Raw genomic sequence first — 19,903 nt, forward strand, 5'->3', positions numbered from 1 at the left:
GGTGTGCGCAGCGCACCCTACGGGTGATAGGCCCGCGATGCTGCGTGATGAACGCCCACCTCGTGTGGGCGTTTTCATTTCTGCCCAGAGCCTCTCACCTGCGCTGAATCACCAACCTGGAGCGCTCCATTTGATACGGAGAAAAGGCACTGACATTTTTGTTACAAAAGAGGCTCATGTAAATCATTCGTAATGATTGATTAAGATTGAATCTCAAATACTATCGCGCGCAGTTTCCATCTGGAGTGACTCTCGTGAGCGATAAACACAACAAGCGTGCACCTTTCCCCCAGCGTCGTCTGCTGGCCTCGGCCGTCAGCCTGGCCCTGCTATCCGGTTTCGCCGTGGCCCAGGAGTCGGCAGTCGAACTGGGCGACGTAACCGTTCAGGGGCAGCAGGACAAGGGCTTCAAGGTCGACAAGGCATCCTCGCCGAAACAGACCGCTGCATTGCTCGATACACCGCAGACGGTCAACGTCATTCCGGAAACCCTGTTCCGTCAGCAGAACGCTCGCACCCTGACCGATGTACTGCGCAATACCCCCGGCATCAGCTTCGAGGCGGGTGAAAACGGTTTCGCCACCGGCACCAACAACTTCAGCTTGCGTGGTTTCAACACCAGCGGCAGCCTGTTCATCGACGGTGCGCGTGACAACGGCAGCTACACCCGCGACGTGTTCAACGTCGAGCAGGTCGAGGTGTTCAAAGGGCCGGCAGCCGACAACGGCCGCGGTGGCGCCGGTGGTTACGTCAATCAGGTGACCAAGACGCCGACCCTGGAAAGCTTCATCGCCGGCGGCGCCAGCTTCGGCTTCGACCAATACGACTCCGAGCCGCGCCGCCGTGCCACGCTTGACACCAACCAGATCATCAACGACAGCAGCGCTTTCCGTCTCAACCTGCTGGTCGAGGATAGCGGCGTCGCGGGCCGTGAGCACGCCGAGAAGAACAGCTGGGGTATCGCCCCGTCGGCGGCCTTCGGTCTGGGCACCGACACTCGCGCTATCGTCGCTTACGAGCACGTCGAGATGAACGACCGCCCGGATCTGGGCGTGGCCGGTGTGACCCAGCGTGACAAGCTCAAGGGTGCCAACACCCCGCTAGATTCCTCGGTGTGGTCGGCCGATCGCGACAAGTACTTCGGTCTCAAGTCCGACTTCGACGACACCACCAGCGATGCGCTGATGTTCCGCCTCGAACATGATTTGTCCGCTGGCGTCACCATCAGCAACCAGACGCGTCTGGCCCGCGTTGACCGCCAGGCGCGTTACACCCACGTACTGGATGACGACAACAACGCCAATGCTGCGCTGGTCAACGTACAGCGCCAGCAGTATGACCGCGTCAACACGTCGCTGAGCAACCTGACCAACCTGTCCACTCAGTTCGATACCGCCGGGTTGCGCCACAACCTGTCGGCTGGGCTCGAACTGAGTCGCGAGAAATCCGAGTCGCTGGGTTATCAATCGCAGACGCTGCCGGGGCTGGTCAACGTATTCGACCCGGACTGGGAACGCAGCGTGCCGGCCGCTCTGGCCCCGCGTGATCGCACCAAGGTCGACGTCGATACCGCCGCGCTCTATGTCTACGACACCATCGAGATCAACCCGCAGTGGCAGGTGACCGGTGGTCTGCGCCTGGAGCAGTACCAGGCGAGCATCAGCAACAAGCGTCTGGATGGCGCTGCCGCACCGGGTGATGATTTCGACGACACCGAACTGAGCCTCGGCGGCAAGCTGGGCGTGGTCTACAAGCCGCTGCCCAATGGCAGTGTCTACGCGGCCTACGGTGTATCCACCCAACCGCCGGGCTCGTACCTGTCCAACTCGGATATCTCGCGTACTGACCAGGGCCTGCCGGCGCTGATCAAGGGCGCCGATCCGGTGCGGGCGCACAACTACGAGATTGGCACCAAGTGGGACTTCTTCGACAGCCGCCTGTCTACCACCGCTGCGCTGTTCTACACCGAGAAAAAGAAGGTCGCGATTACCGGTCGGGATGTCGGGCAAACAGGCGCCGCTACGCTCAAGGGCTATGGTGAGCAAGTGGTCAAAGGCCTGGAGCTGGGCGCCAGCGGCAAGATCACCGACAACTGGGATGTCTTCGGCGGCATTGTGTTCATGGACAGCGAGCGCAAGCACAGCGCCTATCTGGATGACGTGCGTCGTCGTGCCAACAGTGGCGACTACGGCAGTGAGCTGCGCACCGATGGTGATGAGCTGGCCTTCACGCCCAAGGTCTCCGGCAACCTGTGGACGACCTACCGCCTGCCCGTCGGCCTGACCCTGGGCCTGGGCGCCCAGCACGTCGGTTCGTCCTACCTGGGGCGTCCGGATGACGTCGAGCGTATTGTCGCCAATGGTCGCTACGGGCGTGTCCCGAGCTACACCACCTTCGCCGCGATGGCCAGCTATGAGGTCAATGCCAATGTGGACGTGCGCCTGAACATCGACAACCTCACCAATGAGGAATACGTCAGCTCGGCCAACTGGCAGGGACGCCGTGCATTGCTGGGTGATCCGCGTACCTTCACCCTGAGCACCAATTTCCACTTCTAAGCACGCTTGAGTGGTACAACGCCCCGATTGCAGCGCAGTCGGGGCGTTTTCATTTTGGTGGCGACAGCAGATCGGGCTTCTGTCCGAGTGCTGCAGCCCTTTAGAATCATTCGCAACGGCGATTGGCCTGGAGAACCCCGAACATGATGCTGAGCATTCCCGACGTGCTGAATGCCGAACAGCTGCAGCAGTGCCGCACCGCGCTCGCCGGCGGCAACTGGCAGGATGGCCGGCTGACGGCTGGGCACCAGGCGGTGAACGTCAAGGCCAACCAGCAGCTCGCTCAGGATGATCCGCTGACGCAGCAGCTGGGCGATTTCATCCTGGCCTGCCTGGCCCAGCATCCGGGTTTCATGGCTGCCGCGTTGCCGCTGAAAGTGGTGCCGCCGCGTTTCAATCGTTACGCCGAGGGCGGCACCTACGGCGACCATATCGACAATGCGGTATTCAGCGTGCCGGGCACGCCGCATCGTATTCGTGCCGACCTGTCGGCCACTCTGTTCTTCAGCGAACCGGACGAGTACGACGGCGGTGAACTGGTGGTACAGGACCAGCGCATCAAACTGCCGGCCGGCCATCTGGTTCTCTATTCCAGCGGCAGCCTGCATCGGGTCGAACCGGTGACCCGCGGCGCGCGTCTGGCCTCGTTCTTCTGGGTGCAGAGCCTGGTGCGCCAGGACGAGCAGCGCAACGTGCTGCTGGAACTCGATGACAGCATCCAGGCGCTGCGCCAGCAGGTGCCAGACAGCCCAGAACTAGTGCGCTTGACCGGGATTTACCACAACCTGCTGCGGCAATGGACGCAGACCTGAGCGCTCGATCCATCACCCTGATCCCACGCACCGACCCGCCGAGTAACAGCATGCCATTGCCCACGCTGCAGCAGATTCCCCAGACCATCGCCGCTGTCGTCGACTACGAGCCCTATGCCCGCGAACGTATGAGCGAGCAGGCCTGGGCCTACCTGGCCGGCGGCGCGGCGGATGAGCTGACCCTGGCCGACAACCGGGCGGCGTTCGAGCGTCTGCGTCTGCGTAGCCGAGTGCTGCAAGACCTGAGCGGTGGCAATACGCGCCTGCGTCTGTTCGGCCAGGATTTCGCCCACCCGATCTTTCTTGCGCCGGTGGCGTACCAGAAGCTCGCCCATCCCGATGGCGAATTGGCCAGCGTACTCGCGGCAGCTGCACTGGGCGCGGGCATGGTGGTCAGTACCCAGGCCAGTGTCGAGCTGGAAGCCATCGCGGCGCAGGCGCAGGCGCCGCTGTGGTTCCAGCTGTATATCCAGCCTGATCGCGAGTTCACTGCGGCCTTGATCCGTCGTGCAGAAAGCGCCGGCTACCAGGCGCTGGTGCTGACGGTGGATGCCCCGGTCACCGGCGTGCGCAATCGCGAGCAGCGCGCCGGCTTCGCCCTGCCGGCGGGTGTCGAGGCGGTCAATCTGCGTGGGATGCGACCCTTGCAGGCGCAGGCCGATCCGCAGAACAGCAGCCTGCTCCTGGGCGGCCCACTGCTGGCCGCGGCGCCGACCTGGGCCGACCTCACCTGGCTGCGCAAGCAGACGCGTTTGCCGATTCTGCTCAAGGGCATCATGAGCGGCGTCGATGCCGAACAGGCGCTGGCGGCGGGCGTGGATGGCCTGATCGTCTCCAACCATGGCGGACGTACGCTGGACGGCCTGCCGGCTACCATCGACGTGCTGCCCGAAATCGCCGCTGCTGTGCAGGGCAGGGTGCCGCTATTGCTCGACGGAGGCATTCGCCGTGGCAGCGATATCCTCAAGGCGCTGGCGTTGGGAGCGGACGCCGTGCTGGTCGGCAGGCCCTATGTCTTTGGCTTGGCAGCGGCCGGTGCGGTCGGGGTAGCGCACGTGCTGCAACTGCTGCGCGCTGAGCTGGAGGTGGCCATGGCTCTGACCGGTTGCGCCGACCTGGCCAGCATCGGGCCGGATGTGATCTGGCGTCCTGCCACTCGCTAGACGGACATTCTTTGGCAGATGGCTTCTACGGCCAATGTTCGCGCCATGCCGAGTTGGCTACGGCTTACTACTCGATGATCAGCCGTTGATGACTGCAGTGTTGTGGTTTCCCGCCTGCAGGGGTGGCAATTGCTAGAAAGCAGAACGCCAGCCCCAGGGTTAATGCTGATCAGATAAGTTCTTTACCACCCCTCCTACTTGCAGCAGAGGGGGCGTTTTTCGTAGGAGCCAGCTTGCTGGCGATGCTTTTTATGGCGGATCGCCGGCAAGCCGGCTCCTACAAAGATCGAGTGCAACGGCTTAACTGACAGGCATTAGCTCCAGAGCTGGCGTTTTGCTTTTTGCGGTTGTGGTCAGAATTCGACTACTGCCGACAGCCACAGGCGACGACCTTCTTCCATCACGCCAGTGGTGGACTGGGTGCTCTGGATGTAGTCCGTACCGTAGGCCGTGCCATTGGCTGCACCGCTATTGGCGTAAGTGGTGTAGGCCTTGCCTTTGACGAAGTCCTTGTCGAGCAGGTTGTAGATTGCCGCGTTGAGCGTCACGTTTTCCGAGGCTTTGAACGAGCCACCCAGGTGGAACAAGGTATAGGCCTTGGTGTTCTTGCCCAGCGTGTCGTAGATCGACTGGTTGGTGGAGTAGCTGCCATTGGCGTTGGCCAGATTTTCGTACCTGGAGGTAAATCGGGCACGTTCACCACGGTACTCGCTCTTGAGCCAGAGGTTGAGGCGATCAGTGGTCTGCCAGGCGAGCTTGGCATTGGCCAGGTGCTCAGGAGTATTGGTCAGCGGTTCGCCTTTGTTGTCGCCGCTTTTCTGCTCGCTGTCGGTGTAGGTGTAGTTGCCTGAAAGTGTCCAGGCCGGAGCGAAGTTCCAGCTCGCGGCGAGTTCCAGGCCCTGGGTCACGGCTTCGTCGATGTTGATCTGCTGGGCGCAGGTACCACCGGTGTTGCCAGCACACAGCGGGTCGGTAACCGGGTCACCGGTAGCGATCTTGTCCTTGAACTTGTTGTGGAACAGGGTGGCGTTGGCATTGAAACCGGCCAGGCTGTCGAAGTACACGCCGAATTCGGTGCTGGTGGTGGTTTCGGGTTCCAGGTCCGGGTTGCCGATGGTGATAATGGTGCCCTGGCCGGTGACACCGTTGATTCCGCTGTGCAGATCATTCAGATCCGGCGTGCGATAGCCACGGCTGACGCCGCCCTTGAGCGTCCAGTTGTCGGTTGTATTCCATACCAGATAAGCGCGCGGGCTGACGTGGCCGCCGAAGGCTTCGTGGTCGTCATAGCGAGCGCCCAGTGTCAGTGCCAAATCATCGCGCAGGCGCCATTCATCCTCGGCGAAGAGTGCCCAGGTTTTCTGCTCGAAATCGTCCAGGGCGATGCCGTCGGTCATTTCGGCTTTCCACCACTGACCGCCGAGCGTCGCAACGTGTGATTCGCCAATTGGCGCTACGAGTTTGGTGTCGAAAACCAGATTGGTGGTTTCCAGATCTCGGTCGTCACCGATGAGTGTGCCCGGGATTCCGGAGCTGTTGCCGATCACATTACCCGGAATGGTGCGGCCGATGGTTTCGGTACGGTTGTGCATCAGGCTGGAATCCAGAGTGCCGAAGCCCAATCGTGCGCTGTGGGTCAGGGCAATCTGCTCACGCTCGAAGCGTAATTCGTCGGCATAGCCGTTGGCGGTGGTGGCGCTGGCAGTGCAGTCGCGGTTCAAACCATCCAGGCTGCCGAGCTGGCACTCGTCGTTGTTGTACTTCTGGCGGCTGCGCTCGATGTCCAGGCCGAAGTCGTGATTCTCGTGCGGGGTGAGAGTCAGGCGTGCGCCCAGATTGTTGGTCCCGCCATCGACTGGAGATGGGCCGCGCTTGCTGACTTCAACGCCATTGCCGTAGCTCAGATCGGACTCTTCACGATTGAACAGGCTGCCTCGTACCTGCAGGCCGAGCAGGTCGTCTACCAGCGGGCCACTGGCATAGATGCTGGTGCTGCGGGTATCGCCGAAATCGCGATTCTCCTGATAGGTGTAGTCCTGGGTCAAAGAGCCGGTCCACTCCTTGCCAACTTTACGGGTGATGATGTTGATCACCCCGCCCATGGCATCGGAACCATAAAGGGTCGACATGGGCCCACGAATCACTTCGATACGTTCGATGGCGGACAGCGGCGGCATGAAGCTGGTGGACGTCTCGTTGAAACCGTTAGGGGTGACGTTGCCGGCTGCGTTCTGTCGGCGGCCATCGATCAGGATCAGGGTGTATTGGCTGGGCATGCCACGGATGCTGATGTTCAGCCCGCCAGTTTTTCCGGTGCCCTGGCCGATGTCGATACCCTCGACGTCACCCAGTGCCTGTGCCAGGTTGTTGTAGCGCTTCTGTTGCAACTCCTCGCGGCTGATCACACTGATGCTGGCGGGGGCTTCGGTGATCTTCTGTTCGAAGCCGGAAGCACTGACGACCACATCGCCCAGGGCGATAGGCTCGTTGGCCTGGGCGCCGAAACTGGCGGCCAAGGCAATGGCGCTGGCCAAGGCGGTGCGGGAATTGAGGGCGGACATCGATCTACTCCTGGCAGTAAGAGGGTGCAGTCGGAACGGTTGCAGACGGCCGGGATGATAGTGATTTGCATATAAGGTTCAATTGCGGATGATACCGACGGACAGGGCATCCGGCTGGAGAGGCCGTAATGATTGGCCTGCAGGCAGATGTAAATTTTGTAAATGCGATTAATTCTCGAGTGTGGCGCGTGCTTTACGCATGCGTTCCTGGCGCTCTAAGCTGCCGGCATGAACCGTATTCTCCTGAACTGCGACATGGGCGAGGGCTTTGGCGCCTGGCGCATGGGCGACGACGCGCTGGCCATGCCGCTGATCGATCAGGCCAATCTGGCGTGCGGCTTCCATGCCGGCGATCCGCTGATCATGGCGCGTAGCGTCGAGCTTGCCGTGGCGCATGACGTGAGCATTGGCGCGCATCCTTCCTATCCGGATCTGCAAGGCTTCGGTCGACGTCATCTGCAGTGCTCGCCGGAAGAGGTCCGCGCACTGGTGTTGTATCAGGTCGGGGCACTGGATGCCTTTTGCCGAGCAGGCGGCTGTCAGCTGGCTTACGTCAAACCGCATGGCGCGCTTTACAACGATCTGGTTCGTGATGACGCGCTGCTGACGGCGGTGCTCGATGCCTGCGCCAGCTACCGCAAGGGCTTACCGTTGATGGTGCTGGCACTGGCTGACAATGATCGGGAGCTACGTTTGGCCGACGAGGCCGATGTGCCGCTGATGTTCGAGGCGTTCGCCGACCGCGCCTATCTGTCAGATGGGCAACTGGCGCCACGCCGGCTCAGCGGCGCGGTGCACCATGATCCCGAGCGAATCCTGGACCAGGCGTTGGCTATCGCCAGCGGCGATTCTTTCGCCGATATCGATGGCAAACCACTGCGGCTGCGGGCCGATAGCCTGTGCGTGCATGGCGACAATCCTGAGTCGCTGGCGGTGTTGCGCCGCTTGCGCGCTCGGCTGGATGCGCTGTGAGGGATCAGTTGGGTTGCCAGTCCAGGGTCAGCTCTTCCTGCCAGGCAAAACGCTCGAAGTGGCTGCCGACGACGCCCTCCAGGCGTTGCAGATCTTCACTGCTGGCGCTTTCAACCCGCAGGCGCAAGCCCTGGTTTTCTGCCTTCAAGGTCGCGAGACCGGCGTCAAACTCGATGCGGCCCTGCTGCTCGTCGAAGCTGACTGGAATCTTGTGTGCGAAGTGCTTGCACAGACGGCTGATGTAGCGCGCCGGGGTATCGGTCGTGACGAACGCGCTGCTGCTGAAGGGGGTCATGCAAAATCCTCTTGGGCTGTGTATTTCCGGTGGTTACAGTGTTGCGACAGTGCGGTGCGGCTCAGTACGCCAGGGTAAAGCGTTGACGAACGTGCTGCGGCTGCTCGACTTCGTCCAGCATTGCTACGGCCAGGTCGGCCACCGAGATGCTGCCCAGTTCATCGCCGTTCATCAGCAACTCGTCACGGCCCAGGCGGAACTTGCCGGTGCGTGGCCCCGGAACGAGCAGGGCGGCTGGCGAGAGAAAGGTCCACTCCAGCTCCGGCTCTTCACGCAGCATGTTCAGTGCCTGGCGTGCACCTTCGGCGCTTTCCTTGTACTCGGCAGGAAAGTTCGGGGTGTCGATCAGTTGCACGCCGGGGGCGATGTACAGGCTGCCGGCACCGCCGACCATCAGCAGGCGTTTGACGCCGGCCTGCTTGCTCGCCGCGATGATCGAGCGGCTACCGGCGATGAACTGCTCACGGATGTCTGTCACGCCCCAGCCAGGGTTGAAGGCGCTGATCACCGCGTCGTGGCCGTGTAACTGTTTGACCAGCTCTGCGCTGTCGTGGACGTCCGCCTGAACGGCGGTGAGTTGCGGGTGTGCGTTCAGCTTTTGCGGATGGCGTACCAGCGCGGTGACCTGATGACCACGGCCCAGTGCCTCTTGCAGCAATGGCGTGCCGGTATAACCAGTGGCACCAATCAGTGCGATTTTCATTGAGGTAATCTCGAAGAGTGACGGTGGACACATGATCACTGCTGGATAAACACCGAAAAAAGTGGCCTGATGAACTTGGATAATTAAGCAGGGCTTTATAATGGAGCAGCTCAAACGCATGGCGCTTTTCGCCATGGTGGTGGAGCGGGGATCGATGGTGGCGGCTGCCGGAGCCATGGGCATGACGGCATCGGCAGTCAGCCAGCAGATTCGCCGGCTGGAGGAAGCCACTGGCGTCACGCTGCTGCACCGCACCACCCGCAAGCTGACCCTGACCGAGGCGGGTGCACAGTTCTATGAAAGCTGCCGACAGATAGTCGAACTGGCCGAGCAAGCCGCGCAGCGCCTGGCCGAACAGCGCGATGCGCCGGTGGGCGAGTTGCGTGTTGCCGCCCCGGTCGGGTTTTCCGGGCCGCTGCTGAGCGAAGCGCTGGCGCCGCTGCTCAGCGCTCATCCGGGGTTGAGCCTGAGCCTGTTCTTTCACGATGAGCCGATCGACCTGATCGAGTCGCGTATCGATCTCGCCATCCGTGTCGGCCGCCAGGAGGACTCTAGCCTGGTGGCCCGTTACGTGACCGACTGGCGCATGATCTTGTGCGCTGCACCGGCCTACCTGGCGCGCGCCGGTTTACCGGTCGAGCCGGCGCAATTGCTCAAGCTCGACTGGATCGGCCTGCACCTGGAGCGCAGCCAGCACCTGACCTTGCATGGCCCTGGTGGAGTGCAGCAGCGGCTGCGGCTGGAGATGCGCATCAGCTGCAACAACATCCTTGCCTCGCGTCAGTTCACCCTGGCGGGTATGGGCGTGTCGTTGCAGCCTGAGCCGGAAGTCCGTGAACTGCTGGCTCGCGGCGAGCTGTTGCCATTGCTGCCGGATTGGCATCTCGAACCTATCGGTCTGCATATCGTCACGCCACGGCGCGATGCTCAACCGGCCAAAGTGCGCTATGCCATCGAGACGCTCAGGCGTCATCTGGTCAGCGCCTGAGCGGTGGGAGTCGGCATCTGCCCCGTGCTGTGAGAGGATGGCCCCTGAACGTCTCGCCCCTGGCCAAAAAGGACCCGTGATCCACACCGATGAAGACGCCCAAACGTATTGAACCCCTGGTCGAAGATGGCCTGGTGGACGAGGTGCTGCGACCGCTCATGAGCGGTAAGGAAGCAGCGGTTTATGTGGTGCGCTGCGGCGATGAGCTGCGCTGCGCCAAGGTCTACAAGGAAGCCAACAAACGCAGTTTTCGCCAGGCTTCCGAGTATCAGGAGGGCCGCAAGGTGCGTGGCAGCCGTCAGGCGCGGGCCATGGCCAAGGGCAGCAAATACGGGCGCAAGGAGCAGGAACAGGCCTGGCAGAATGCCGAGGTGGCGGCGCTCTTTCGCCTGGCCAGTGCCGGTGTGCGGGTACCCAAGCCCTATGACTTTCTCGATGGTGTGCTGCTGATGGAGTTGGTGGGCGACGGCGAGGGCGATGTTGCGCCGCGGCTCAATGACGTCGATCTGCATCCGGATGATGCGCGTGAATTCCACGCTTTCATGATCCAGGAAATCGTCAAGATGCTCTGCGCGGGCCTGGTGCATGGCGACCTGTCGGAATTCAACGTGCTGCTCGGCCCTGATGGGCCGGTGATCATCGATCTGCCGCAGGCCGTGGACGCCGCCGCCAACAACCACGCCTTCAGCATGCTCGAGCGCGACGTGCGCAACATGGCCGATTACTTCGGCCAGTTTGCCCCCGAGCTCAAGTACACCAAATATGCCAAGGAAATGTGGGCGCTTTACGAGGCTGGCAAGCTGCAACCGGATACGGAGTTGACGGGGGAGTTCGCCGAGCCCGAGGACGCCGCCGATATCGATGCAGTGATGCGCGAGATCAAGGCTGCGTTGGCCGAGGAAGCGAAGAAGCAGGCCCTGCTCAACGCCGACGACGAGCCCAAGGACGCCGAACCGATACCGCCCTGGATGCGCTGAGGCAATGTTCGAGGCGCAATCTGCTGCGGGTGTAGGAGCCGGCTTGCTGGCGATGGTGTTTACGCTTAGCAATCGCCCGCAAGCGGGCTCCTACAGAACCGTAGCCCGGATGAAATCCGGGGCGTTTTCGCAGCCTCCCCCGGATTGCATCCAGGCTACACGGCGCCTCCGTGCGCGCAGTTGGATGCGCCGCAGCTCACGCCTTGTTCGATGCCCTTGAGGATCGGGCAGTCCGGTCGGTCGTTACCCTGGCAACTGTTCGCCAGCTCCAACAGCGTATCGCGCAAGGCACTCATCTCGGCGATCTTGCGTTCCAACTCCGCGATATGTTCCTCGGCCAGCGCCTTCACATCGGCACTGGCGCGCTGCTTGTCCTGCCACAGGGCTAGCAGCTTTCCCACCTCCTCCAGAGAAAAGCCCAGATCCCGCGCACGCTTGATGAACGCCAGGCGGTGCAGGTCGGCCGTGCCGTACTGCCGATAGCCACTCTCCGAGCGCCCGGCATGGGGCAGCAGGTCGATGGACTCGTAGTAACGAATCATCTTGGCGCTGAGGCCGGTGTGCTTGGCGGCTTGGCCGATGTTCATCGCACTTGATCTCCCTTCGGCTTCCATCGATTGAGCAGCAGCGCGTTGCTCACCACGCTGACGCTGGATAGCGCCATGGCGGCGCCGGCGAACATCGGGTTGAGCAGGCCGGCCGCAGCCAGGGGAATGCCGATCAGGTTGTAGATGAAGGCCCAGAACAGGTTCTGACGGATCTTGTCGTAGGTGCGCCGGCTGATCTCCAGAGCGGCCGGCACCAGGCGCGGGTCGCCGCGCATCAGGGTAATGCCGGCGGCATGCATGGCGGCATCGGTGCCACCGCCCATGGCGATGCCAACGTCCGCTGCAGCCAGCGCTGGCGCGTCGTTGATACCGTCGCCGACCATGGCCACGGTGCCGTGCTGGCGAAGTTCACCAATCAGTCGCGCCTTGTCCGCCGGCAATACCTGGGCGTGGGGTTCGTCGATGCCCAGAACGCTGGCCACCGCCGCCACGCTGCCCTGGTTATCGCCGCTGATCAGGTGGCTGGTGATGCCCTGTTCGCGCAGTTCGGTGATGGCGTCGGTGGCACCTTCCTTGAGTTGATCACCGAAGGCCAGCAGGCCGAGCAGGCGTGGCGTGCTGCCGGTTTCGATCAGCCAGGACAGCGTACGGCCTTCGGCTTCCCAGCTTTGCGCCGATGTGCCCAGCGCGCCGGCTTGTAACTGGTTTTCCTCCAGCAGGCGGCTGCTGCCCAGTTGCAGGCTGCGCCCCTCGACATCACCGGCGATGCCGCGCCCTGCCAGCGCCCGGCTGTCGCTCAGTGCCGGCAGGGCGATGTGCTGCTCTGCGCAGCGCTGCAGCACGGCCTTGGCCAGCGGGTGTTCGCTGCCCTGTTGCAGAGCGCCGGCCAGGCGCAGCAGTTCTTCTTCGCTGGCTTCGCTGGCTTCGCTGGCTTCGCCCAGACCGATATGGACGATGCGCGGCTTGCCTTCGGTGAGGGTGCCGGTCTTGTCGAAGGCGATATGCTGCACGGCGTGCGCCACCTCCAGTGCTTCGGCGTCCTTGATCAGGATTCCGTGGCGCGCGGCGACGCCGGTGCCGGCCATGATCGCGGTCGGCGTGGCCAGACCCAGCGCGCAGGGGCAGGCAATCACCAGCACGGCGACGGCGTTGAGCAGGGCGTTTTCCAGCGATGCGCCAAACGCCAGCCAGCCCAGCAGCGTGGCCAGGGCGATCAGCAGTACCGAAGGGACGAATACCTGGCTGACCTTGTCCACCAGCTTCTGAATCGGCGCCTTGGCAGCCTGGGCGTCTTCCACCAGACGGATGATCCGTGACAGCACCGTTTCGGCACCGAGGGCAGTGGTTTCCAGCAGCAGGCGACCTTCACCGTTGATGGCACCGGCCGTCACCTTGTCGCCCGGCTGCTTGGCCACCGGCAGGCTTTCACCGTTGATCAGCGCTTCGTCCGCATGGCTGTTGCCTTCCAGTACCTGGCCGTCGACCGGGAAGCGTTCGCCGGGCTTGACCAGAATCCGGTCGCCCAGCACCAGTGCGTCGATGCCGACGCGCTCTTCACGTCCATCGATCAGGCGCACCGCGTGATCCGGGCGCAATGCCTGCAAGGCGCGAATGGCACCGGCGGTCTGGCGCTTGGCACGGCTTTCCAGGTACTTGCCGAGCAGGATCAGGCTGATGATCACCGCCGAGGCCTCGAAGTACAGGTGCGGCATCTGCCCGGCTGGCGTCACGGCCCACTGGTACAGGCTCAGACCGTAACCGGCGCTGGTGCCGATGGCCACCAGTTGATCCATGTTGCCGGCACGGGCTTTCAGCGCCTGCCAGGCGGCGCGGTAAAAACGCGCACCGAAGATGAACTGCACGGGCGTGGCGAGCAGGAACTGCGTCCAGGCCGGCAGCATCCAGTGCAGACCGAAGGGTTCGACCAGCATCGGCAATACCAGTGGCAGGGTCAGGACGATGGCCGCCAGCAAGGTCAGGCGTTCCCGCTGCAAGCGGCGTTGTGCCTGATCCGCAGCCGGACGCTCGTCCAACAGGCTGGCCTTGTATCCAGCGGCGGCTACGGCTTTCAACGCCTGCTGCGGATCGAAGCCGGCGAGCACCTGCAGGCGCGCCTTCTCGTCGGCGAGGTTGACGGCGACCAGGCTGACACCCTCGAGCTTGCCCAGGGCGCGCTCGATGCGGCCGACGCAACTGGCGCAGGTCATGCCTTCGATGCTCAGCTCCAGAGGCTGGCTGGGCACTGCATAGCCAGCGCCCTCGATGGTGGTGATCAGCTGCGGCAGGCTATCGGCAGGTGCCTCGATGCGCGCCTGCTCGCTGGCCAGGTTGACGCTGACGCTGCTTACCTGCGGCAGCTTGCGCAACGCGCGCTCGACACGGCCGGCGCAACTGGCGCAGGTCATACCCTGGATGGGCAGGTCGAAGGTGGACATGGTTTGGCTCCCTGTAACGTCGTGGCTACAGGATCAACCTTGCCCCCATGGCAAGGTCAAGTCTTCAGTTCAGCATCGGCGCGGCATGCAGTCGCAGGCCATCGCTGCCCATGGCGATGCGGTAGCGGCGCACTTCGCCGGCCTGCAGTTCCAGCGATTGGCCTGCGAGCTGGTTGATACCGTCCTGACAGGGGCCGGTACCGGTCAGGCCAAGGCGCAGTGAGACGCGGCCAGGCGGCAGGTTGAAAGACACCGACTGGCCCTGATGCAGGCGTGCGGCCATCTGGTCATGGACATACAGGGCGACCTCGCAGGTGGTGGCCACCTCAAGGCGTTCGCGCGAGACGATCAACACCGCGTAGCCTTCGCCCTGACTTGTCGAGGGCAGCGGTGCCAGTGGTTCTGCCTGAGCCAGAGGCGCCATCAGCAGGGCAAGGGCGGTGCAGAGCAGGCGCATGGCGAGGATCCTCATGCAGAAACCGGGGCGGGTGACGTGAAGCAAGGGCTTGACCTTGCCATCGTGGCAAGGTCGAGACTACACCCATCAACCACCGATTCAAGGAGTCAGTCATGCAGCAATTCAAGGTCAGCGGAATGTCGTGCGGTCACTGCGTGCGGGCCGTCACCCAGGCGATCCAGGCGCTGGAGCAGACGGCCAGGGTCGAGGTCGATCTGGCTGCGGGTCTGGTGCGGGTCGAGGCAGGCCTGGATGCCGCACAGATACAGACAGCGATTCGCGACGAAGGCTACGAGGTTGCGCCTGCGTAGAACTCAGGTCTGCTAGGGCCACTGCCGCAGTAGGCCGCGAAAGCAGCTGTCGATCATCGCCGGGGTATCGGTCTGGGCATCGAACAGGTTGGGATCGCGCAGCCAGTCACTGAACAGGCCAACGAGCAGCGCGTGCAGCGTGCGCGAGGCCAGGCGCGGGGTGATGCCCGGTTGCAGGTACGGTTGTACGGTCGACAGGGCGAACTGTTGTTCGCACAGGTCGATGAACTGATTGACGAAGGTCTCGTGACGCTCCTCGGCCTCGCGCAGCTCCTCGGTGAACTCGCAGCGGCGCAGCAGCACGGTAAGGATGCGCCGGCGCTGTTCGTCGAGCACCAGATTGGCCATGGCTTCTATGCACAGATCGCGCAGCAACTGCAGCGATGACAGGCCATCGACCGCCGCCAGTTGTTGGGCCAGTGGCTCCAGCGGCAGGCGAACCTGGTTGAGCATTTCGTGGAACAGGTGCGCCTTGTTCTGGAAGTGCCAATAAACCGCACCGCGCGTAACCCCGGCATGTCTGGCGATATGTTCGAGGCTGGTATGGGCGACCCCTCGCTCGAGGAACAACTGTTCCGCAGCAGCGAGGATGGCGCAGCGGGTTTTCTCCGCATCTTCTTTGGTTCTACGCATGGCGATCCGGTTAATTGGAACTAGGCTCAGATTGTGCCGAGTTTACCGATTTTGCCCCGCCTGCTGGTGGCGGGCTTGGTTGTCTTGCTTCTGCCCCGTGTCTAGCCAAGGAGAGGAATGCCTCATGCCCTTCGTTCGTCTGGTCGGTATCTGCCTGCCCTTCAGCCTGGTCCTGCTGGCCGCGAGCGTCCAGGCCGCCGATGCGCCACCGACAGCGGTGACGGCCGAGCAGGTCAAGGCCGGCGAACTGCCCATCGTGCTCGAGTATCCGGCGCGAACCGCCGGTTACCGTGAGGTGCAGGTCCGGGCCCAGGTCGGCGGCATCCTGCAGGAACGCACCTATCAGGAGGGTAGTCGGGTGCAGAAGGATCAGGTGCTGTTTCGTATCGATCCTCGCCCCTACGAGGCTGCTCTGGCCCGTGCCAAGGGTGCCCTGGCGCAGGAGCAGGCGCGTTTTCGGCAGACCGATCGTGACCTCAAGCGCATCCGTGAGCTGCAGAAAAAAGGCTTCGCCAGTGAGAGCGAGCTGGACAATGCTGTCTCCAATTTCGAGCAGAGCAAAGCCAATATCGAGGCGGCCCAGGCCGAGGTGCAGTCGCGTCAGATCGATCTCGACTACACCACGGTAAAGGCGCCGATCACCGGCATCACCAGCAAGGAAAGCGTCTCCGAAGGCAGCCTGATCGTCGCCGGCGATCCCAATGCCAGCCTGCTGACGCAGATCACCCAGCTCGACCCGATCTTCGTCAACTTCGCCTACCCGGACGCCGAGGCAGAACGCCTGCGCCGCGAACTGTCCGAAGGCAGTCTGGTACCGCCGGCCAGCGGCAAACTCAGCGTGGAAGTGCATTTCGGTGACGGCTCGGTCTATCCGACGGCGGGCGAGGTGGATTTTACCGACAGCCTGATCGACCGCGGCACCGGCACCGTCAGCGCTCGTGGCGTGGTGCCGAACCCCGAGCAGAAGCTGTTGCCCGGGCAGTTCGTGCGCGTGCAGGTCATGGGACTGACCCGCCCCAACGCCATCACCGTACCGGAGCGCGCCATCGCTCAAGGGCCTCGAGGCACCTTCGTCTACGTGGTGGACGAGCAGAGCGTCGCGCGCATGCGTCAGGTCACCATGGGCGATACGGCCGGCGGACGCTGGGTGATTCTGGCCGGCGTCAGCGATGGTGAGCGGGTGATAGTCGACGGCCTGGCCAAGGTGCGACCGGACAGCCCGGTGCAGGTCGAGGAGGCGAAGGCAGCCACGCCAGCCAGCCCGGCGCAGGAGTAACGGCCATGATCTCGCGCTTTTTCATCGACCGCCCGGTATTCGCCACCGTCATTTCCATCGTCATCGTGCTCGCCGGCCTGGCTGCGATGCGCGCGTTGCCCATTGCCCAGTACCCGGAAATCCTGCCGCCGCAGGTGTCGGTCAGCGCCTCTTACCCTGGTGCCAGTTCGCAGGTCATCGCCGAAACCGTGGCGGCGCCGCTGGAACAGCAGATAAATGGCGTCGAGAACATGATCTACCAGCTGTCCAACTCCTCCAGCAGCGGGGCGATGAGCCTGACGGTGTACTTCGAGGTTGGCACCGACCCGGACCAGGCCACCATCAACGTCAACAACAAGGTACAGGCGGCACTGGCCAAGCTGCCGGAAGAGGTGCGCCGCCAGGGCGTGAAGGTGGAGAAGAAGTCTTCCGACATTCTCCAGGTGATCACCCTCTACTCGCCGGATGATTCGCGTGACCCGATCTTCATCAGCAACTACGCGCTGATCAACGTCATCGACGAGCTCAAGCGCCTCAAGGGCGTTGGCGATGCCAGCCAGTTCGGCTCCAAGGACTATTCCATGCGCATCTGGCTGCGCCCGGACAAGCTGGCGCAGTACAACCTCACGCCCACTGATGTGGTGAACGCCATCCGCGAGCAGAACTCGCAGTTCGCTGCCGGCAGCTTCGGCCAGCAGCCGCTGAAGGAGCCGCAGGACTTCACTTATACGGTCACCACGCAAGGGCGTTTCACCGACCCGAAGGAGTTCGAGAGCGTCATCCTGCGCACCGACGACACCGGTGCCAGCCTGTTGCTCAAGGACGTGGCGCGGGTCGAGCTGGGTGCGCAGGATTACTCGCTGGTCACCACCCTCAATGGCCAGCAGAACGCCGCCTTCGGTATCTATCTGCAGCCCGGCGCCAATGCTCTGGATACCGCCGAGGCGGTCGAGCGCACCATGCAGCGTCTGGCCAAGCGCTTCCCCGAAGGCATCGCCTACAAGATTCCCTACGACACTACCAAGTTCGTCCAGGTCTCGATCACAGAGGTGATCCACACCTTCTTCGAAGCGCTGGTGCTGGTGGTGCTGGTGGTGTTCGTGTTCCTGCAGAATTGGCGTGCCACGCTGATTCCGGTACTGGCCATTCCGGTGTCGCTGGTTGGCACCTTCGCCGGCATGTACATGCTGGGCTTCTCCATCAACCTGCTGACGCTGTTCGGCATGGTGCTGGCCATCGGCATCGTGGTGGATGACGCCATCGTGGTGATCGAGAACGTCGAACGGGTAATGCGAACCGAAAACCTGAACGCGCGCGAGGCCTCCATCAAGGCGATGGAGGAGGTGACCGGGCCGATCATCGCCATCGTCCTGGTGCTCTGCGCGGTGTTCGTGCCGGTGGGCTTCCTCGGCGGCCTGGCGGGACAGATGTACAAGCAGTTCGCGATCACCATCGCGGTGTCGGTGGTGATTTCCGGCATCGTCGCCCTGACGCTTTCCCCCGCGCTCTGCGCGCTGCTGCTCAAACCCGGCCACCACGAGCCGGCGGCACCGTTCCGCGCCTTCAACCGCTTCTTCGACAAGGCCACCGAGGGCTACGGCGCCGGGGTGCGCTTCTTCCTCAAACGTTCGCTGGTCGGCCTGCTGCTGTTCGGCGGCATGATCGCGCTGGTCATGCTGCTGTTCTCACGGGTGCCCGGCTCGCTGGTGCCCGATGAGGATCAGGGCTATGTGATCAACGCCTACTACCTGCCGCCAGCCGCTTCGCTCAATCGCACCGAGGCGTTGAGTGGTGCGGTGAGCCAGCAGTTGATGGAGCATCCGGCGGTGCAGGATGTGGTGACGTTCGCCGGTTTCGACGTGCTCACCTTCGGTGTGCGCAGCAACGCCGGGGTGTCTTTCGTACCGCTCAAGGACTGGAGCGAGCGCACCACGCCCGAGCTCGATGCGCGCAATCTGACGCGCGAGTTCATGGGCATGGGCGCTGCGCAGAAGGATGGCCTGGTGTTGTCGTTCAACCCACCGCCGATCACCGGCATGAGTACCACCGGCGGCTTCGAGTCCTTCATTCAGGATCGCTCCGGCGGCAGCGTCGAGCAGCTCGGCGAGAAGGTCCAGGCCTTCGTCGAGGCCGCCAGCAAGCGACCTGAGCTGGCCGGCATTCAGAGCACCTTCAGCGCCAACGTGCCGCAGTACTACATCGACCTGGATCGCACCAAGACGCGCGCCCTTGGCGTCAGCGTCAGCGATGTGTTCACCGCGATGCAGGCCACCTTCGGCAGTTACTACGTCAACGACTTCACCCTCTTCGGGCGTACCTGGCAGGTCAGCCTGCAGTCGGAGTCGGAGTTCCGCCGCAAGCCGGAAGATCTCGGCCAGGTCTACGTACGCTCCAGCAGTGGCGATCTGGTGCCGCTGTCGACCCTGCTGCGGGTACGGCGCATCCTCGGGCCGGATTCTTATGACCGTTTCAACGTCTATCCCTCGGCCAAGGTCCTGGGTGGCCCGGCGCCGGGGTACAGCTCCGGGCAGGCACTGGCGGCGATGCAGGAGGTAGCCGATGAGGTGCTGGGCGAGGACTACAGCCTGGGCTGGATCGGCTCGGCCTATCAGGAGCTGGCGACTCAGGGCTCGGGAACCCAGGCCTTCGTCTTCGGCCTGATTCTGGTATTCCTCATTCTCGCTGCGCAGTACGAGCGCTGGACGCTGCCGTTGGCGGTAGTTACCGCTGTGCCGTTCGCGGTCTTCGGGGCGATTCTCGCGGTGTGGCTGCGCGGTATTCAGAATGACGTGTACTTCCAGGTCGGGCTGGTCACCCTGATCGGTCTGGCGGCGAAGAACGCCATTCTCATCGTCGAGTTCGCCGTGCTGCTGCGCGCCGAAGGCAAGAGCATCTTCGACTCGGCACTGGAGGCGGCCAAGCTGCGTTTCCGCCCTATCGTGATGACTTCGCTGGCGTTCATTCTCGGTTGCGTGCCGCTGGCCATCAGCTCTGGCGCTGGCTCGGCCAGCCGTCACTCCATCGGCACCGGGGTGATCGGCGGCATGCTCGCGGCCACGCTGTTGGCCACCTTTCTCATCCCGATGTTCTACCTGCTGGTGGAGTCGGCGGCGCAACGGGTGAGCCAGCGCGGCAAGGCCAGGGAAGAACAGCCGCCGCATTGATAAGCACGAACCGTCGTTCGGCGATCCGCGCTTTCATCTGCGGCCTGGTCGGTGAGATGATTAGCCGGCTA

General features: G+C 63.1%; 16 protein-coding genes. 9 read left to right on the top strand and 7 right to left on the bottom strand.

Annotation, left to right across the window (positions count from 1 at the left end; all coding sequences use genetic code 11):
• The first annotated feature begins 254 nt into the window (after nucleotides 1-254).
• The 3 genes from GV002_RS16475 to GV002_RS16485 all read left to right on the top strand — a co-directional run bounded on the left by GV002_RS16475 (nucleotide 255) and on the right by GV002_RS16485 (nucleotide 4,533).
• Nucleotides 255-2,558, top strand: a complete 2,304-nt coding sequence (locus GV002_RS16475) for a TonB-dependent receptor (RefSeq protein WP_160019418.1) — start codon at nucleotides 255-257, stop codon at nucleotides 2,556-2,558.
• A 143-nt stretch (nucleotides 2,559-2,701) separates the two neighbouring features.
• The gene (locus GV002_RS16480; RefSeq protein WP_160019419.1) at nucleotides 2,702-3,370 is read left to right on the top strand and encodes a Fe2+-dependent dioxygenase; all 669 of its coding nucleotides are present in this window, start codon (nucleotides 2,702-2,704) and stop codon (nucleotides 3,368-3,370) included.
• Between the two features lie 50 nt (nucleotides 3,371-3,420).
• Nucleotides 3,421-4,533 (top strand): alpha-hydroxy acid oxidase, encoded by a 1,113-nt coding sequence (locus GV002_RS16485; protein ID WP_160020187.1) that lies wholly within the window; start codon nucleotides 3,421-3,423, stop codon nucleotides 4,531-4,533.
• Nucleotides 4,534-4,886: 353 nt separating this feature from the next.
• Here GV002_RS16485 and GV002_RS16490 read toward each other — a convergent pair whose 3' ends face one another.
• Nucleotides 4,887-7,094 carry a TonB-dependent receptor domain-containing protein gene (locus tag GV002_RS16490; protein ID WP_160019420.1) on the bottom strand — a complete coding sequence of 736 codons (2,208 nt, stop codon included), beginning with the start codon at nucleotides 7,092-7,094 and terminating at the stop codon, nucleotides 4,887-4,889.
• Nucleotides 7,095-7,322: 228 nt separating this feature from the next.
• On the opposite strand from GV002_RS16490, the gene GV002_RS16495 reads away from it, so the two are divergent.
• Complete coding sequence (locus GV002_RS16495) at nucleotides 7,323-8,066, top strand: 5-oxoprolinase subunit PxpA (protein WP_160019421.1); 744 nt, start codon at nucleotides 7,323-7,325, stop codon at nucleotides 8,064-8,066.
• 4 nt (nucleotides 8,067-8,070) lie between these two features.
• On the opposite strand, the gene GV002_RS16500 is transcribed toward GV002_RS16495, so the two are convergent.
• Both GV002_RS16500 and GV002_RS16505 read right to left on the bottom strand, forming a co-directional pair.
• Complete coding sequence (locus GV002_RS16500; protein ID WP_160019422.1) at nucleotides 8,071-8,361, bottom strand: DUF2218 domain-containing protein; 291 nt, start codon at nucleotides 8,359-8,361, stop codon at nucleotides 8,071-8,073.
• A gap of 61 nt (nucleotides 8,362-8,422) precedes the next feature.
• The gene (locus GV002_RS16505; RefSeq protein ID WP_160019423.1) at nucleotides 8,423-9,064 is read right to left on the bottom strand and encodes an NAD(P)-dependent oxidoreductase; all 642 of its coding nucleotides are present in this window, start codon (nucleotides 9,062-9,064) and stop codon (nucleotides 8,423-8,425) included.
• A gap of 100 nt (nucleotides 9,065-9,164) precedes the next feature.
• On the opposite strand from GV002_RS16505, the gene GV002_RS16510 reads away from it, so the two are divergent.
• Both GV002_RS16510 and GV002_RS16515 read left to right on the top strand, forming a co-directional pair.
• Entirely contained in the window at nucleotides 9,165-10,052 is an 888-nt protein-coding gene (locus GV002_RS16510; RefSeq protein ID WP_160019424.1) for a LysR family transcriptional regulator, read from the top strand.
• Between the two features lie 89 nt (nucleotides 10,053-10,141).
• A complete protein-coding gene (locus tag GV002_RS16515) occupies nucleotides 10,142-11,029 on the top strand; it encodes a PA4780 family RIO1-like protein kinase (protein ID WP_160019425.1) in 888 nt (295 codons plus the stop codon).
• 155 nt (nucleotides 11,030-11,184) lie between these two features.
• On the opposite strand, the gene cueR is transcribed toward GV002_RS16515, so the two are convergent.
• The 3 genes from cueR to GV002_RS16530 form a co-directional block, all read right to left on the bottom strand.
• Nucleotides 11,185-11,616 carry a Cu(I)-responsive transcriptional regulator gene (gene cueR, locus GV002_RS16520; RefSeq protein WP_160019426.1) on the bottom strand — a complete coding sequence of 144 codons (432 nt, stop codon included), beginning with the start codon at nucleotides 11,614-11,616 and terminating at the stop codon, nucleotides 11,185-11,187.
• Nucleotides 11,613-14,012 (bottom strand): heavy metal translocating P-type ATPase, encoded by a 2,400-nt coding sequence (locus GV002_RS16525; RefSeq protein WP_160019427.1) that lies wholly within the window; start codon nucleotides 14,010-14,012, stop codon nucleotides 11,613-11,615. The genes cueR and GV002_RS16525 overlap by 4 nt, the downstream gene beginning before the upstream one ends.
• A gap of 64 nt (nucleotides 14,013-14,076) precedes the next feature.
• Nucleotides 14,077-14,469: a hypothetical protein gene (locus GV002_RS16530; protein WP_160019428.1), complete on the bottom strand. Its 393-nt coding sequence runs from the start codon at nucleotides 14,467-14,469 to the stop codon at nucleotides 14,077-14,079.
• A gap of 113 nt (nucleotides 14,470-14,582) precedes the next feature.
• Here GV002_RS16530 and GV002_RS16535 point away from each other — a divergent pair, with 113 nt between their 5' ends.
• Entirely contained in the window at nucleotides 14,583-14,780 is a 198-nt protein-coding gene (locus GV002_RS16535; protein ID WP_160019429.1) for a heavy-metal-associated domain-containing protein, read from the top strand.
• 12 nt (nucleotides 14,781-14,792) lie between these two features.
• Here GV002_RS16535 and GV002_RS16540 read toward each other — a convergent pair whose 3' ends face one another.
• Entirely contained in the window at nucleotides 14,793-15,413 is a 621-nt protein-coding gene (locus GV002_RS16540; protein ID WP_072423103.1) for a TetR family transcriptional regulator, read from the bottom strand.
• A 124-nt stretch (nucleotides 15,414-15,537) separates the two neighbouring features.
• Between GV002_RS16540 and GV002_RS16545 the strand changes: the two genes are divergently transcribed.
• Both GV002_RS16545 and GV002_RS16550 read left to right on the top strand, forming a co-directional pair.
• Nucleotides 15,538-16,689 (top strand): efflux RND transporter periplasmic adaptor subunit, encoded by a 1,152-nt coding sequence (locus GV002_RS16545; RefSeq protein ID WP_160019430.1) that lies wholly within the window; start codon nucleotides 15,538-15,540, stop codon nucleotides 16,687-16,689.
• Between the two features lie 5 nt (nucleotides 16,690-16,694).
• Nucleotides 16,695-19,832 carry an efflux RND transporter permease subunit gene (locus GV002_RS16550; RefSeq protein ID WP_160019431.1) on the top strand — a complete coding sequence of 1,046 codons (3,138 nt, stop codon included), beginning with the start codon at nucleotides 16,695-16,697 and terminating at the stop codon, nucleotides 19,830-19,832.
• The last annotated feature ends 71 nt before the right edge of the window (nucleotides 19,833-19,903 follow it).

Origin of the sequence: Pseudomonas sp. 8O (assembly GCF_902506495.1) — a bacterium.
GTDB classification, from domain to species: domain Bacteria; phylum Pseudomonadota; class Gammaproteobacteria; order Pseudomonadales; family Pseudomonadaceae; genus Aquipseudomonas; species Aquipseudomonas chaetocerotis.

Bases quoted from the DNA above. Each gene is read 5' to 3' on its own strand.
- GV002_RS16480 (WP_160019419.1), top strand. From the start codon at position 2,702: ATGATGCTGAGCATTCCCGACGTGCTGAATGCCGAACAGCTGCAGCAG.
- GV002_RS16540 (WP_072423103.1), bottom strand. From the start codon at position 15,413: ATGCGTAGAACCAAAGAAGATGCGGAGAAAACCCGCTGCGCCATCCTC.
- GV002_RS16550 (WP_160019431.1), top strand. From the start codon at position 16,695: ATGATCTCGCGCTTTTTCATCGACCGCCCGGTATTCGCCACCGTCATT.
- GV002_RS16485 (WP_160020187.1), top strand. From the start codon at position 3,421: ATGCCATTGCCCACGCTGCAGCAGATTCCCCAGACCATCGCCGCTGTC.
- GV002_RS16545 (WP_160019430.1), top strand. From the start codon at position 15,538: ATGCCCTTCGTTCGTCTGGTCGGTATCTGCCTGCCCTTCAGCCTGGTC.
- GV002_RS16535 (WP_160019429.1), top strand. From the start codon at position 14,583: ATGCAGCAATTCAAGGTCAGCGGAATGTCGTGCGGTCACTGCGTGCGG.
- GV002_RS16515 (WP_160019425.1), top strand. From the start codon at position 10,142: ATGAAGACGCCCAAACGTATTGAACCCCTGGTCGAAGATGGCCTGGTG.
- GV002_RS16510 (WP_160019424.1), top strand. From the start codon at position 9,165: ATGGAGCAGCTCAAACGCATGGCGCTTTTCGCCATGGTGGTGGAGCGG.
- GV002_RS16495 (WP_160019421.1), top strand. From the start codon at position 7,323: ATGAACCGTATTCTCCTGAACTGCGACATGGGCGAGGGCTTTGGCGCC.
- GV002_RS16530 (WP_160019428.1), bottom strand. From the start codon at position 14,469: ATGCGCCTGCTCTGCACCGCCCTTGCCCTGCTGATGGCGCCTCTGGCT.
- GV002_RS16500 (WP_160019422.1), bottom strand. From the start codon at position 8,361: ATGACCCCCTTCAGCAGCAGCGCGTTCGTCACGACCGATACCCCGGCG.
- GV002_RS16525 (WP_160019427.1), bottom strand. From the start codon at position 14,012: ATGTCCACCTTCGACCTGCCCATCCAGGGTATGACCTGCGCCAGTTGC.
- cueR (WP_160019426.1), bottom strand. From the start codon at position 11,616: ATGAACATCGGCCAAGCCGCCAAGCACACCGGCCTCAGCGCCAAGATG.
- GV002_RS16505 (WP_160019423.1), bottom strand. From the start codon at position 9,064: ATGAAAATCGCACTGATTGGTGCCACTGGTTATACCGGCACGCCATTG.
- GV002_RS16490 (WP_160019420.1), bottom strand. From the start codon at position 7,094: ATGTCCGCCCTCAATTCCCGCACCGCCTTGGCCAGCGCCATTGCCTTG.